We start from the raw sequence: 13,495 nt of genomic DNA, 5'->3' as shown, positions 1-13,495 counted from the left end.
GACCCGATGCTCGACTCGCTTGTAGACGTCTACAAGCGATGTGTGCTTAAGTGGGTGTGTGTGGGCTTGCTTGTGGATGTCTACAAGCGAGTCACGGCATCCCCGTTTTCGGAAGGCGCGACCCGGAGCTGGTCGGGAGAGAGACTTTTCGAACAGGCAAAAAAAGGGGAGGGAACACCGGCCATGTCTGGGCGGTGCCCCTCCCCGCGTGGTTGCCGCGTGTCACGCGGCGTTGCGGTTCTCGTCCTTCAGCGCGAAGGGTTGCTCATCCATGCCGGCCCGGAGCGCCTTGATGAGTCGCTCCATCTCCGCCATGGGCACGTCGCGCACGGTGACGAGTGCCATTCCGTTCTCCTGACGCATGTCGATGCGCACCGGTGCCACGTCCTTGAAGTGCCGGTTGAGGCTGTCCCCCAGGTACAGCCAGCGCACCATGTCAGACACGGGAGCCCGTGTCTTGAGAGGTGGCTTCCGCTTCACTCGCGCCGCCCGCTGCACCTCATTCAGGCTGCAACGCCAGAAGGGTTTGTCCACGGTCGTGCCATCCGGTTGCGGCACCTGCACGACCGTGTTGCTCGGGTCTGGGGAAGGCACGGTGATTTTGGCGGCCTTCGCGTAGTTGCGTAGGGCACGCAGGCTCTTCAATCCATAGTACAAACGGATGTTGAGCATGAATCCCTTGGACGAGTTCTCGTACCAGCTCAGCTCCTCCCGAGTGAGGCCGGGGATGTGTCTGCAGAGATAGTCCGAGGCGTTCTTGTACTCGGGGCCCGCATTCACGCTCTGCCATTTGAAATAATCGTAGAACGCGGAGATGTAGACCTGCGCATCGCTGGCCTGCTTGACGTACTCGCGGATGCGGTCGCGTATCTCCTCCACTGTCAGTTCACGTTCGGCTTCCTCAAGTGTTTCCATCGGTTGAATCCTCTTGGGTGACCGCTGAAGCGTGGCAAGAAAAGGGCGGGGAGGGACACCGCCATGTCTGGTCGGCCTCTCTCCCCGCCCGGTTACCTCACCCGCGGCTGCTTGGACCTACTTCGCGGCCAGCGAGGGCTGGGCCTGCAGTCCCTGCTGGAGCGCCTGGATGAGCCGCGGCACCTCCGCCATCGGCACGCCCTGCAGGTTGATCAGCGTCGTCCCCTCCTGGTTGTTCGCGGTGAAGCGGACCTCGGCCACGCCCTTGAAGTTCTGGTAGAGGCTGTCCTCGAAGAACAGCAGCCGCGCCTTGTCCGGCACCGGCACCCACGACGGGGCCGGGGCCCGCTTCGCACGCGTGGCGCTCTCCACGTCATCCACGCTGCACTCGGCGAAGGGCTTCGTCACCACCTTGCTGTCGTCCTGCGGCACGTCGATGCTCACGGGGCCCGGGTCCGCGGGCGCGGTCGCGCCGGTGGCATCCAGGTACCGCAGGAGGGCCCGCAGGTGGTACACGCCGTACTGCGTGCAGGTGTCCCCGTCGAAGTTCCGGGCCACCGCGCCGTACGTGCTCAGCGTCGACTGCGAGAGCGCCTTGACGTGCTGGTTGAAGTAGACCTGCGCGCTCTTGTAGCCGGCCAGCTCCGCCAGCTTCCGGTTCACCACGTGGTTGTACATCACCCCGAGCTGGTACTGGAACGTGCTCCCCTGGCTGACCAGGTTGTTCATGAGGTCCTTGATCTCATCGAGCGTCAAGTCGTCGAGCGGCGACGCCGCACCAGGAACGAGCATCGCCTTGATGCCAGGAACCGCCATCATCTTCTGCGTCTGCATGTGTTTCCCCCTCTTGGATGGGTGGGGCCGCGAATCGCGGCCGAGCACAGACAGAGCAGTCGCTATGCCAATGGAGGAGCCGTCTCATTCCAGAGACTTGCGAACTGAGCAGGTCTCACGGGGTCCTATGATTGGATGCGCCGTCCGAAAAACGGGACAGTCACTTGTAGACGTCTACAAGTGATGGCCATCCACATCCTCATTCCTCTTCGCACGACTGGCGGGCGTTTCGAGCCAATTCGGCTCAGCGCTCGCGGGGTAGCGACAGGGTGAAGCAGGCGCCCTGGCCGGGCTCGCCGCCCACGTCCAGCTTGCCTCCGTGCTCCTGGAGGATTCGCGCCGCAATCGCCAGTCCCAGGCCCGTGCCGCCGTCCTTCGTCGTGAAGTAGGGCTCGAAGATTCGCGCACGGTGCTCGGGCGGTATCCCCGGGCCGCTGTCCTGCACCTCCACCACCGCCTCCCGCTCGTTACCTCGCACTCGCACGTGCAGCGCCCCGCCCCCCTTCGCCATCGCCTCCTCGGCGTTCTTCACCAGGTTCACCAGCACCTGTGTCAGCTGATCCCTGTCCACCTTCGCCACCACCCCCGGCTGCACCTCCGACTGGATGCGGATGCCCTCCGGCGGCGTGGCGTAGAGCGCCAGCACGTTCTGCGCGAGCTCGCCCAGGTCCACCGGCTCCAGCTGCGGCTTGGGCAGGCGCGCGAAGCGGCTGAACTCGTCCACAATCCGCCTCAGCCGGTCCACCTCTTCCAGGATGACGCCCGCGCTGTCCCGGAACAGCGCCGGGAAGCGCGCGTCCTGCGCGTCCTGCACCGCCATCAGCGTCTCCAGCGACATCCGGATCGGCGTCAGCGGATTCTTGATTTCGTGCGCCAGCCGCCTCGCCACTTCCTGCCACGCCGCCACGCGCTCGCTCGCCACCAGCCGCTCCGTCGTCGAGCGCAGCTCCGTCGTCATGTGGTTGAACGTCTTCACCAGCTCGCCCACCTCGCCCGCCGCCTTCACCTGCACCTGCACGTCCAGCGCTCCCTCTCCCACGCGCCTCGCTCCCGACGTCAGCGCCTCCACCGGCTGCGTAATCCTCCGCGCCATCAGCAGCCCCAGCAGCACCGCGAAGCTCAACCCCAATCCCGCCAGCAGCAGGAACGAGCGCAGCACTCCCAAGGTCGCCTCGCGCTCGGCCGCGCGGCTGAACACGAGCCGCACCGTGGCCGCTTCTCCCAGTGGCAGCACTCGCGCCACCGTGGGCGGCGTCACGCTGCCTGCCCTCGCCACCACCGTGTCCTCGGACAGCAGCGCCACCTCCGCTCCCGTCAGTCTCGCCAGGTGCGCCGCCAGCCCCTGGTCCAGCAGCACCCCGCCCACCACCCACAGCCGCGAGTCCCCGTAGTCCACCGGCCTCGCCGTCACGAGCGCCGGTACCTCGCGCAGGCCCTCGTCGCTCCGCACCGACACCTTCACCGTCACCGGCTTGAATGACTTTTCCCGCGTCACCGCGAAGAGCACCGGGTCCGGATCTCCCCGCCTCGCGGGCAGGTGTCCCGAGGACAGCGTCGTGCCCTTGCGGTCGAACAGCGACAGCACCGTCAGGCCCCGGCTCTTCATCAGCGCCTGGGCCGTGTCCCCGCGCATGGCCCGGGCGGGGGACTCGCGGGCGTCGCGCGCCAGGTCCTCCATGGCCGGGCTCTCCACCAGCTCCTCCACCGCCCGGCGCGCGGTGGCTCCGGCGCGCTCGAGCGACTCCTGCGCGGACGCGGTGGCTCCGTCCATGCGCGCGTCCAGCCCCTTCGAGAGCGTGGCGCGCAGCCGCGTCACCGTGAAGGGCACCATCACCGCCAAGGGCACCAGCGCCAGCAGGGCGAAGGCGAGCGCCAGCCTCGTCCTCAGTCTCATCTCCGCGCCCCCGGGACTCCCGACGGAGCCTGTTGCAGCCAGACGCCGTCCAGCATGGGCAGCCCCTGGGCGTCGAAGACCAGTCCGCCCACCTCGGGCGCCGCCCGCAGGGCCAGTCCCTGGGCGTACAGCGGCAGCAGCGGCACCGACGGGGCGAGTGCCAGCGCCCGCTCGCGCGCCTTCGTGTCCCGCGCCGCCGCGTCCGCCAGCGCGCCGATGCGCGGCAGCTCCACCCCGAGCAGATCCTTGCGGCCCGCCGCGTCCAGCACCACGGCCAGCGCCGGGCCGGGCACGGGCGGCAGCAGCAGCGAGTGCAGCATCAGCTCGTAGTCACCCTTCGCCCAGCGGGTGCTCAGCTCGGCGCGCGGCTGGGGCTCCAGCGCCACGTTGTAGCCCCTGTCGTGCAGCTTCACCTGGATGCGCTCGGCCACCGCGCGCTGGTCCTCGCTGCCCGCGTCGTAGAGGAGCGTCACCTTGCGTCCGGCCTGGGGCTCGGGCGGCGGCGTGGGGCGCGGGCCCGGCGACTGCGGCAGCAGCGCGGGCGGCAGCAGGTTCAGCATGGGCACGGCCGGCGCTCGCACGAAGAGGCGCGTCAGGTCCTCCCGGTCCAGGGCGCTCTCCACCGCCTGGCGGAAGTCGGGCGGCACGCGCCTCGGAGACCAGGCCAGGTAGGTGGCGTACAGCGCCGCGCCGGAGGCAGTGCCCGCATCCGGCAGCACCCCGAGCTCCACCTGCGCCTGCTGCGTGGACCACAGGCGCGCGAGTCCACGCTCGTCCGTGGGCAGCAGCCGCACCCGGTCCACATAGGGCCGGCCCGGGCTCCACGCGAGCCGCGCCTCGACGGTGTTCGTCCCGGCGGCGGAGAAGGGGCCGAGCGCGGCGGGGACGGCGCGGGGCGGGGCGAGCGCGGGGTGGCACAGCGCTCGCTCCAAATCCGGCCACGGGAAGGCGAGCGCCAGCTCCAGGGTGTCGCCGGTGGCGGAGAGCTGCCGGCCCTCGCCGCGCAGCGGGAAGAGGAGGGCGCGGTAGGGCGAGGGGGCCTCGGGGCCGGCAATCCGCGTCCAGGCGCGCGCGAGGGCCTGGGCCTGCGCGGGCGAGGGCAGGCCGAGCCGCACCACCTGGGCGGAGGGGCGCGACAGCTCGCGGGCGAGTGCGGGCGAGAGCCGTCCGTCCGCCTCCAGGTGGCAGGCGGGCCGCGAGAGGAGGCCGAGCACGGTGGCCTCGGTGGGGGAGTCGGCGAGGGCCGGCTCTCCGGGCTCGGCGGGGCCGGTATGGGCGACGCGCAGCTCGCCTCCGTAGGGGACGCGGCCGGCGGCGAGCGACGGCGTGGCGCCGAGCAGGAGGAGGCTGGCGAGGGCGTGGCGGAGCGTCATGGCGCACCCTGGCGCAGGAGGAAGAGCACGCCGGTGCCGTCGGCTTGGGTGAGGCCCACCACCACCTCGCGGCGCTTGTCTCCGTCGAGGTTGGCCGTCACCACCTGCAGGGCGCGGCCGGCAGGCAGGGGCCCCTGCCAGAGGGGCTCGTGGACGGTGGGGTCTCCCCCGTTCGTCTTGAAGACGCGCAGGAAGTCCGGCGAGGGGTTGAGCTCGGGCGAGGTGGTGAGCAGCTCGGGCGTCCCATCCCCGTCCAGGTCCCCGAGCGCGCTGCCGGCGCCGAGGCCGGAAATGGGGATGGGCGCTTCCGCGGGCCGCGGGAAGAAGGAGGCCGAGCCATCCGGGTGGACGAGCAGGACGCGCGAGTGGGCGGCGCTGAAGGTGGTGAAGCGGGCCGTCACTCCGGCCATCCGCTGCTCCCCGGTGCCGAGCCGCACCTCGGGGGCGAAGGCCGTCTGGCCCGGGACGAAGGCGCCGCGTGCGTCGGGGCCGAGGGGCGCGGCCTCGAGCCGGGAGACGCCTCGCAGCGAGCCGCCCTCCAGCGTGAGCACCTCGCCGTGGGCGAAGCGGGTGGAGAAGGCGGCGATGCGCGGCGGGCCGGAGAGGATGGCCAGCGCGCCGAAGGGCTCGCGGGTGGGAGCGGGGCCGGGGGGCAGCATCTCCAGCGAGCGCTCGGCGACGAGGTGCCCATCCGCGGCGAAGACGTGCACGGCGCGCTCGGTGAGGGCCACCACCTCGTCCTTGCCGTCCCCATCGAGGTCCCCCGCGGCGAGCGCGGCGGGAGGGGAGGGCAGGCGCGCCAGCACGGCGCCGAGCAGGCGCAGGGGGCGGGGCTCCTCGGGGGTGGAGACGGGCGGGCGCGGCGCCTCCACGGCGGCGAGCGCGAGCGCCTGGGCATCCGCCTCCACGGCCTGGGCGAGGGCGGCGGCGGGTGAGGGCGCGCGGGGGGCGGAGCGGCCGGACCAGAAGTTCACCCAGGTGCCGAACACGTCGCCGCGCGCGCGCAGCTCCGCGCCCTCCACGCCGAGGGTGAGCCGCACGAGGGCACGGGCTCCCCGCTCACGGGCGAGCGATTCGGCGGCCTCGGGGGAGGGGGCCTCCAGCACCTCGGGGGCGAGCCCCGCGGAGGCCAGGCGCGCGGCGAGCAGCGTTCCGAAGGCGCGCCGCAGCTCGGGAGTGCCGCCGGAGAGGTGCAGGGCGACAGGGGGCTCGGGCTTCACCGCGCGCACGTCGGTGGCCACGGCCTGGGCGAGCCGCTCGAGAGCGGGAGCGGCCGCCGCGTCCGGAGTGGACGGGGCGGCCGGTGGGGGCGAGGGAGGCCTCGCGGCGGGAGCGGGGAGCGCGGCGAGGAGCAGAGCGGCGGCGAGGGCGCGGCTCACAAACCCCCCCGGCTACCTTCCTGGAGGAAGAAGTCGCTCGGGCTGACGTGGCCGGGAGGGGGCGCCTCGGCGGTGGGCTGGGTGCCCTCGAGGAAGGGCTCGAGCCGGCCGGGCACGGAGTTGCCCGCGAGCAGTTTGCTGACGGGATCGATGCGCACCTGCACCACGCCGGGGGGCACGTCGAATTCACGCGCGGGCAGGCCCTGGTGCGCGGCGCGCATGAACTCCAGCCAGAGGGGGATGGCGGCGCGGCCACCCGTCTCGGAGCTGCCCAGGGGCGAGTGGTCATCGAAGCCCACCCACGCGCTGGCCACGTAGTCCGCGGTGAAGCCGGAGAACCAGGCGTCGCGGTTCTCGCTGGCCGTGCCCGTCTTGCCGGCGGCGGGGCGGTTGAGCTCCCTCACCGCGCGCGCCGTGCCCTCCTCCACCACGCTGCGCATCAGCGAGGTGGTGAGGTAGGCCACCGCCGGAGGCAACGTCTCCTCGAAGGCCGGCTGGTGCTCCTCGAGCACCTTGCCCCGCGCGTCCGCCACCTTGAGCAGCAGGAGCGGCTCGGCGTAGCGGCCGTTGGCCTGCAGCGTGGCGTAGGCGTTGGCGGCCTCGAGGATGCTCACCTCGCCGGTGCCCAGCGCCAGGGTGAGGTTCTCCGGCAGCGGCGAGCGGATGCCGGCGCGCCGCGCGAAGTCGATGGCGGTGGCGGGGGTAATCGCCTCGATGAGGCGCACGGACACGGTGTTCTTGGACTTGGTGAGGGCCTCGCGCAGCGTCATGGGGCCGTCGAAGGTGTGGTCGGAGTTCTGCGGCTTCCACGTCTTGCCGGTGTACGGATCGCGGATGGCCTCGGGGGCGTCGTTCACCGTGCTGATGGTGGTGAAGCGGCCGCTGCCGAGCGCCGCGCCATACAGGAAGGGCTTGAAGGACGAGCCGGGCTGACGGCGGGCCTGGGTGGCGCGGTTGAAGGGCGACTGCTGGAAGTCATAGCCGCCCACCATCGCCACCACGTAGCGGTTCTGCGGGTTGATGACGACGAGGCCGCCCTGCACGAGCGGCACCTGGTCCAGGGTGGCCTCGAGCACCGCGGGGGCGGGGGTGACGCGGGTGATGCGCACGAGCACGATGTCGCCCGTCTTCATCACGTCCGACATCCTCGAGGGAGCGCCCTTGCCCTTCAGGCGCGCCCAGGTGACGGTGGAGAAGGGAATCTCGGCGGTGCGGCCCACCAGGTCCACGCGGGCCTTCTTGCCCGAGTCATCCACCTGGGTGACGAGGCCCGCCACGCGCAGGCCCTCCTTGAGGGGCGCGAGCTGCACGTCACGCGCGAGCTTCTCGTCGGCGGAGAGCGTCTCGTCCTCCTCCTCCTCGGCGGTGGTGGTCACCACCGGCTCCTCTTCCGGCTTGGGCTCGGGCTCGCCCGTCTGCGCGAGCGAGGAGAGGTCCGCCACATACGCGCCTTCCTTCTGGCGTCGGCCCGCCTCCTCGATGTGCCTGGCGATGAGGGGCTCGAGCTGATCGAAGCGCTTGGGCTCCAGCGTGCCGAGCGCGCCGCGGTAGCCCTGCCGGTGGTCCACGGCCTCGAGCCCCTTGCGCACCGACTCGTCGGCGATGGCCTGGAGCTTGGGGTCCATGGCGATGTCCACGCGCAGGCCGCCGGTGAGCACGGCCTCCTCGCCGTAGCGGGCCACGAGCGTGCGGCGGATCTCCTCGGCGTAGTAGGGGCCCACCTCGGGCGGCGGCCGCGGCGCGAGCACGATGGGCTTCTCCATCTCCTTCTCGGCCTGGTCGTGGGGCGCGAAACCGTGCCCGGCCATCTGCCCCAGCACGTAGCGCTGGCGCTGCTTGGCCTTGACGATGTTCTTCTCCGGGTTGATGCGGTTGGGCGACTGCACCGTGCCCGCCAGCACCGCCGCCTCGCCCAGGCTCAGCTCCTTGGCGTGCTTGCCGAAGTAGTAGAGCGCCGCCTCCTCGAGCCCGCTGCGTCCCTGCCCGTAATACACCTGGTTGATGTAGAGGCTGAGAATCTGGTCCTTGGTGAGCGCCTGCTCCACGCGCGGGGTCAGAATCCACTCGCGAACCTTGCGCGAGAGGCTGCGCTCGGGCGACAGCAGCATGTTCTTCACCACCTGCTGCGTGATGGTGGAGGCGCCGGACTTGCGGCTGCCCGGAATCAGGTTCTTCACCGCGGCGCGCGTCATGCCGACGAAGTCGAGGCCCTCGTGCTTGTAGAAGTCCGCGTCCTCGGCGCCGAGGAAGGCGTTGCGCACGTGGGGAGGCAGGTCCTCGATGCGCACCACGGTGCGGCGCCCCTGGGGCATGAAGAACTCGGCGCACACCGAGCCATCCGCGCACCGCACCTTGGTGACCTGGGGCAGGGCGTAGTTGCGCAGCGCCTCGGGCGAGGGCAGGTCGCGGCTGTAGTAGAGGTAGCCGCCCGCCACGACGAGCACGAGCAGCACCACGCCCGCGGCGGCCAGGAGGAGGAGCCGTTTCGCCCAGTGCCACAGGCGGGAGCCCGGGCGGGGGCGGGCCGGAGGGGCCGGCGGGGGAGCGGGAGTCGGGGATTGGGGCTGGGAGCTCATCTCGCGGGCCGGGTTCATGGGGCGCGGGGACAACAGAAGGACGGTGGACGTTAAACCGCCGGGCGGGGAACCGGAATGGGCAGGTGGCCCACCGGGCGGGGGGGCGCGCGAGAAGGACGGGCCCCGGCTATTGAGGGCACCCCGGGGAGAGCCGGCCTCCGAGGAGCGCCTGGACATCGACGGAGGCGCGGGCCTCGCGATTCAGCCGCTCCCGGTTGAGGCGGGCCTTGGCGTCCTGGGGGGCCAGGTGCGTGGCGGTGTCGAAGGCCATTCGAGCCTCTTCGTAGCGGCCGAGCCGCTCGTAGGCGAGCCCGAGGTTGTTGTGGACGAAGCCCACGTGGGGCAGCAGGTAGGCGGCCTGGGCGAGCGCCTCGGCGGCGAGCGTGTCCTGTCCGGACTGCAGGTAGGCGAGCCCGAGGTTGTTGAGGGCGTACGCATGGTACGGGTCGAGGTGCACGGCCTGTTTGAACCGGACGATGGCCTCGTCGAGCTGGCCGGCGGCCAGGTGGGCGCGGCCGAGCACCTGGTACGTCTCCGGGTACTCGGGGTCGAGCTCGAGCGCGGGCTCGGCGGCGCGCAGGGCGCCCTCGGTGTCGCCGAGCTCCAGCAGGAGGCGGGCCTCCTGGACGAGGGGCTCGGGGCCATCGGGGAAGATGCGGGCGAGCTCCGCGTAGGCCTCGGCGGCGAGCTGCTTCTGGCCGTTGAGGCGGGCCAGGGAGATGAGGCCGTCGAGCGCCCGCTCGGAGGCGTCGTCGTCCTGCGCGGCATCGGCATCGTGGACGGCGCGGCGGGCCTCGGTGAGGGCGCCGGAGAGGTCACCCGACTCGCGCAGGGTGTGGGCGCGGGCGAGGTGGTCCACCGGGTAGAGGTGCTCCTCGTGGGGGAGCGAGAGCTCCTCCACGGGCTCGGCGGTGGCGAGGTCCTCGGCCGTCGGAGCGAGGGACTCGCGCGTCTCGGGGAGGCCATCGGAAGCCGGGGCCGGAGCGGGCGCGGAGGCGGGGCGGAGCGGGTCCACCTCGCTGGGGGCCTCGGAGGGGAGGAGCCGGTTCTCGACGCGATTGGAGGCGACCGGGACGAGCGCCTGGGGCCGCCGCAACTGGCCGGCATCACAGGCGGCGAGAGAGAGGGCGGCGAAGCAGGCGGACAGGACGGTGTTCCTCATGGTGCGGCTCCTTGACGGGAGGAGCCCACTGCGATGCCCGTGCCAGCGCCCTTCTCCCTCGGGGAGAGGGCGGGAGGTGAGGGTCCGCGAGGACGCCTCCCCGCTCCCCGAGCCGGCGGAATGTGGCCCGAGGGACACACCCGGGGCCCAGGGCGCCCGAGGGACTCGCGGGAGGTGGTGCCACAGCGCGCTACATGACCCCTCAGGGCATGCGCGGGAGGGGGAGGGGAAAACCGTGGCGGGGGAGGAAGTGACGTGCGACGTTGGGCGGGATGAAGATCGCTGCCTGGAACGTGAACTCGGTGCGAGCCCGCCTGGACAGGCTGGTGGACTGGCTGAAGAGCGCTCAACCGGACGTGGTGTGCCTGCAGGAGCTGAAGTGCGCGGACGCCGAGTTCCCGATGGAGGCCGTGCGGGAGGCGGGCTACCACGCCGCGGTGCACGGCCAGAAGACGTACAACGGGGTGGCCATCCTGGCGAAGACGGAGCCCACGGACGTGGTGCGAGGCCTGTCGGACGGGGTGGATGACACGCACGCGCGCCTCATCGCCGCGACGGTGAACGGGGTGAGGGTGCTGAGCGTGTACGCGCCGAACGGGCAGGAGGTGGACTCGGACGCGTACAAGTACAAGCTGCAGTGGTACGGGCGGCTGCGGCGCTACCTGGACGCGCGGCACAAGCCGGGCGAGCCGCTGGTGCTGTGCGGGGACTGGAACGTGGCGCCCGAGGACATCGACACGTGGGACCCGGCGCTGTGGGAGGGCCAGACGCTCTTCACGAAGAAGGAGCGGGACGCGCTGAAGGAGCTGTGCGCGTTCGGGCTGACGGACACGTTCCGAAAGCTGTACCCGAGCGAGCAGAAGTTCAGCTGGTGGGACTACCGGATGCTGGCGTTCCCGAAGAACAAGGGGCTGCGCATCGACCACATCTTCGCGACGGCGCCGTTGGCGGAGCGGTTGGTGGATGCGGGAGTGGACCGCGAGGCGCGCAAGGGCAAGCAGCCCTCGGACCACGCACCGGTGTGGACCGAGTTCAAGGACTGACGCCCCGCTCCTCACTCAGAAGAGACACTCGAGCAGTCGTGCACCCCTGTTGCCGAGCACGCATGCCGGCGTGGTCACCTCACGCTTCGGGTTAGATAGAGTGGCCACCCCATGGACGAGCTCCTGCGATTCCTCCTCACCGAGTCCCCCGCTCCGGCGTCCCTCGGCTCCGTCGGGGATTGGTGGACGCAGCACCTGCGGCTGGCCTCGCGCTTCTCCCTCCCCGTGGACGTGGCCTTCGCCGGAGGCTTCTCCGCCGACCGGCTGGGCTACGCGTTCGCCTCGGGTTACCACTCGGCCCTGCGCTCGCTGTTTCCCGCGCTGCCTCGCGAGCACCGCTACGCGCTGTGCGTCACCGAGGCCGAAGGTGGCCACCCCGCGGCCATGCACACGCAACTGTCCGGGGCCGAGGGCGCGCAGCGGCTCGAGGGCACCAAGGCCTTCGTCACCCTGGGCACCGCGGCGGACGAGCTGCTGGTGGTGGCCAGCGAGGGCCAGGACGCGCAGGGCCGCAACCGGCTCCGGCTGGTGCGCATCGACTCGCGCCGTCCGGGCGTGACGGTCACCGAGCTGCCGCCCACCCCCTTCGTCCCGGAAGTGCCCCACGCCGAGCTGCGGCTGCACGAAGTCTCGGTGGCACCCGGCGAGGTGCTCCCCGGCGATGGTTACGAGCGCTACGTCAAACCCTTCCGCACGGTGGAGGACTGCCACGTGTTCGCGGCGGCGCTCGGCTGGCTGCTCCAGGTGGCGCGGCGCTCGAGCTGGCCGGACGAGGTGCGCGAGGAGCTGCTCGCGCTCGCGGTGACGATGCGAGGGCTCGCCCAGGCGGAGCCGGCGTCGCCCGCGGTGCACCTGGCGCTGGCGGGGGCGATCGACCTGTTCCGCCGCGGGGTGGACGGGCTGGGGCCGCTCTGGGAGCGGGTGGATGCGCCCACGCGCGAACTCTGGGAGAGGGATCGGCTGTTGCTCAACGTGGCGGGCAAGGTGCGCGCGAAGCGTCGGGAGGTCGCCCGCCAGAAGCTGAGCCAGGTTGAGTAGGTCCTGTCAGGGGGGAGGGTCCGGGCGCGTTTTCCCGCAACTGGTCCGATGGTCGTACCAGTCGGGACGAAGCGCGACCGGAAGGGGCCTCGTTCCTTCCGGGTCCGAGTAGGCCCGCGCTCGCGCCGGGCGCGTGGACGCTCGCGCTTCAGTGCCTCTCGGAGGCCGGAGCGCGGGCGGGAAGGAGCACGTCGAGGTACTCGGCGGCATACGGCGCGAGCAGGTCGCTCTGCATGATGAGCCTGTCGCCGAGCAATCCGGCGCCGATGTCCTGGTCCAATTCGTGGGTGCCCAGCACCTCCAGCGATTCGCGCGAGCCGAACGCCTCCACGAGCACGAGGCGCTCCTCCCGCGACGCGCCCTCTTCCTGCTTCGGCGTGCCCAGGAGCCGCTCGAAGTACTGGGCGGAGCTTTCGCGCGCGCGCGCCTGCCGGGAGGTGTTGATGATGACGCCCAGACGCGCCCACTGCTCCGGGCTCAGCGAGGCGCGAATGGCGCTGACGTGCCGGTGGAGCTGATCCAGCTCGTCCCGCGCCGAGGCCCGGACATTGGCCACGATCGCTGGGCGCACGGCCTGGGCGAAGCGCTCCAGACGCTCTGGCGTGGGCCTGCCCCGCGACAGGCTCTCCGCGAGCAGGGTGTCGCTCTCGCGCAGCAGGGTGCGCTGTCCCTCCAGCAGCTCGGGAGGCAGGACGCTCCGGGTGGAGGACGTGGGCGCGTCGAGCTCGGCCAGGGTGGCGGCGATGAGCTGCCGGATGCTCTGGAAACGGGCCTGCGTCTCCGGGGCGAGCGTGGGGCCGGTGTCGCCCAGCATCGCCACGTAGAGGCTCAACGGGACGTGGGAGATCGCCTTGAGCGTGTGGTAGCGCGGGGTGAGGACGGTGTACTCGGTGCTCTTCCCCCGCCACTGGAAGGTGAGCGTCCCCTTCATGATCAGCACGGGACGCTCCTCGGTGCCGAGCCGGGAGACATAGGCCTTCCGCGCACTCTCGTATTGCTGATGGAAGAGCGTGTTGAGGGCGGCCACGGGCTGCTGCGCCGGGCTCGCGGCGGAGTCCCGCGCCACCGTGGACGGAGCGGTCTCGTGAGGGGGGGCTGGCGCGACGGCGGGCGCGGCGGTCTGGCAGGCCGGCAGGGAGAGCCCCAGGAGGGCGGTGAGCAGCAGGGGGCGGATGGAGACGCTGACAGGCACCATGGTGCGCGGAGTCTCGAAGCCCGGCGTTCCCACCGTCAAACGGGAATGCCAGGACCGACGGGGCTCCTGTCCGATGCCTGATGAGG

General features: G+C 71.6%; 10 protein-coding genes. 2 read left to right on the top strand and 8 right to left on the bottom strand.

What is annotated here, in order from left to right:
* Positions 1–222: 222 nt before the first annotated feature.
* The 7 genes from ACJ8AN_RS26355 to ACJ8AN_RS26325 form a co-directional block, all read right to left on the bottom strand.
* Positions 223–915 carry a hypothetical protein gene (locus ACJ8AN_RS26355; protein WP_407758229.1) on the bottom strand — a complete coding sequence of 231 codons (693 nt, stop codon included), beginning with the start codon at positions 913–915 and terminating at the stop codon, positions 223–225.
* Between the two features lie 117 nt (positions 916–1,032).
* On the bottom strand, positions 1,033–1,749 hold the full coding sequence (locus ACJ8AN_RS26350) for a hypothetical protein (RefSeq protein ID WP_407758228.1): 717 nt from the start codon (positions 1,747–1,749) through the stop codon (positions 1,033–1,035).
* A gap of 244 nt (positions 1,750–1,993) precedes the next feature.
* Positions 1,994–3,643, bottom strand: a complete 1,650-nt coding sequence (locus ACJ8AN_RS26345; protein ID WP_407758227.1) for a sensor histidine kinase — start codon at positions 3,641–3,643, stop codon at positions 1,994–1,996.
* The gene (locus ACJ8AN_RS26340) at positions 3,640–5,016 is read right to left on the bottom strand and encodes an ABC transporter substrate-binding protein (protein ID WP_407758226.1); all 1,377 of its coding nucleotides are present in this window, start codon (positions 5,014–5,016) and stop codon (positions 3,640–3,642) included. The genes ACJ8AN_RS26345 and ACJ8AN_RS26340 overlap by 4 nt, the downstream gene beginning before the upstream one ends.
* The gene (locus tag ACJ8AN_RS26335) at positions 5,013–6,395 is read right to left on the bottom strand and encodes an FG-GAP repeat domain-containing protein (protein ID WP_407758225.1); all 1,383 of its coding nucleotides are present in this window, start codon (positions 6,393–6,395) and stop codon (positions 5,013–5,015) included. The genes ACJ8AN_RS26340 and ACJ8AN_RS26335 overlap by 4 nt, the downstream gene beginning before the upstream one ends.
* Positions 6,392–8,971, bottom strand: a complete 2,580-nt coding sequence (locus tag ACJ8AN_RS26330) for a penicillin-binding protein 1A (protein ID WP_407758224.1) — start codon at positions 8,969–8,971, stop codon at positions 6,392–6,394. The genes ACJ8AN_RS26335 and ACJ8AN_RS26330 overlap by 4 nt, the downstream gene beginning before the upstream one ends.
* 127 nt (positions 8,972–9,098) lie before the next feature.
* Positions 9,099–10,133, bottom strand: coding sequence for a tetratricopeptide repeat protein (locus ACJ8AN_RS26325; protein WP_407758223.1), 1,035 nt, complete (start codon positions 10,131–10,133; stop codon positions 9,099–9,101).
* 272 nt (positions 10,134–10,405) lie between these two features.
* On the opposite strand from ACJ8AN_RS26325, the gene xth reads away from it, so the two are divergent.
* Positions 10,406–11,176, top strand: a complete 771-nt coding sequence (gene xth / locus ACJ8AN_RS26320) for an exodeoxyribonuclease III (RefSeq protein WP_407758222.1) — start codon at positions 10,406–10,408, stop codon at positions 11,174–11,176.
* A gap of 111 nt (positions 11,177–11,287) precedes the next feature.
* A complete protein-coding gene (locus tag ACJ8AN_RS26315; RefSeq protein WP_407758221.1) occupies positions 11,288–12,214 on the top strand; it encodes an acyl-CoA dehydrogenase family protein in 927 nt (308 codons plus the stop codon).
* A gap of 148 nt (positions 12,215–12,362) precedes the next feature.
* Here the strand turns inward: ACJ8AN_RS26315 and ACJ8AN_RS26310 are convergent, their stop codons facing one another.
* Positions 12,363–13,409 (bottom strand): hypothetical protein, encoded by a 1,047-nt coding sequence (locus ACJ8AN_RS26310; protein WP_407758220.1) that lies wholly within the window; start codon positions 13,407–13,409, stop codon positions 12,363–12,365.
* Positions 13,410–13,495 lie beyond the last annotated feature (86 nt).

The organism is Archangium sp., from assembly GCF_045802675.1.
Taxonomy (GTDB): domain Bacteria; phylum Myxococcota; class Myxococcia; order Myxococcales; family Myxococcaceae; genus Archangium.
Note: the sequence above shows the minus strand (reverse complement) of the source record. Positions and strands in the feature narration are given on the sequence as shown.

What these genes read in the sequence shown, in the direction of transcription:
- ACJ8AN_RS26310 (WP_407758220.1), bottom strand. Translation starts at nt 13,409, where the DNA reads ATGGTGCCTGTCAGCGTCTCCATCCGCCCCCTGCTGCTCACCGCCCTC.
- ACJ8AN_RS26345 (WP_407758227.1), bottom strand. Translation starts at nt 3,643, where the DNA reads ATGAGACTGAGGACGAGGCTGGCGCTCGCCTTCGCCCTGCTGGCGCTG.
- ACJ8AN_RS26350 (WP_407758228.1), bottom strand. Translation starts at nt 1,749, where the DNA reads ATGCAGACGCAGAAGATGATGGCGGTTCCTGGCATCAAGGCGATGCTC.
- ACJ8AN_RS26325 (WP_407758223.1), bottom strand. Translation starts at nt 10,133, where the DNA reads ATGAGGAACACCGTCCTGTCCGCCTGCTTCGCCGCCCTCTCTCTCGCC.
- ACJ8AN_RS26315 (WP_407758221.1), top strand. Translation starts at nt 11,288, where the DNA reads ATGGACGAGCTCCTGCGATTCCTCCTCACCGAGTCCCCCGCTCCGGCG.
- xth (WP_407758222.1), top strand. Translation starts at nt 10,406, where the DNA reads ATGAAGATCGCTGCCTGGAACGTGAACTCGGTGCGAGCCCGCCTGGAC.
- ACJ8AN_RS26330 (WP_407758224.1), bottom strand. Translation starts at nt 8,971, where the DNA reads ATGAGCTCCCAGCCCCAATCCCCGACTCCCGCTCCCCCGCCGGCCCCT.
- ACJ8AN_RS26340 (WP_407758226.1), bottom strand. Translation starts at nt 5,016, where the DNA reads ATGACGCTCCGCCACGCCCTCGCCAGCCTCCTCCTGCTCGGCGCCACG.
- ACJ8AN_RS26355 (WP_407758229.1), bottom strand. Translation starts at nt 915, where the DNA reads ATGGAAACACTTGAGGAAGCCGAACGTGAACTGACAGTGGAGGAGATA.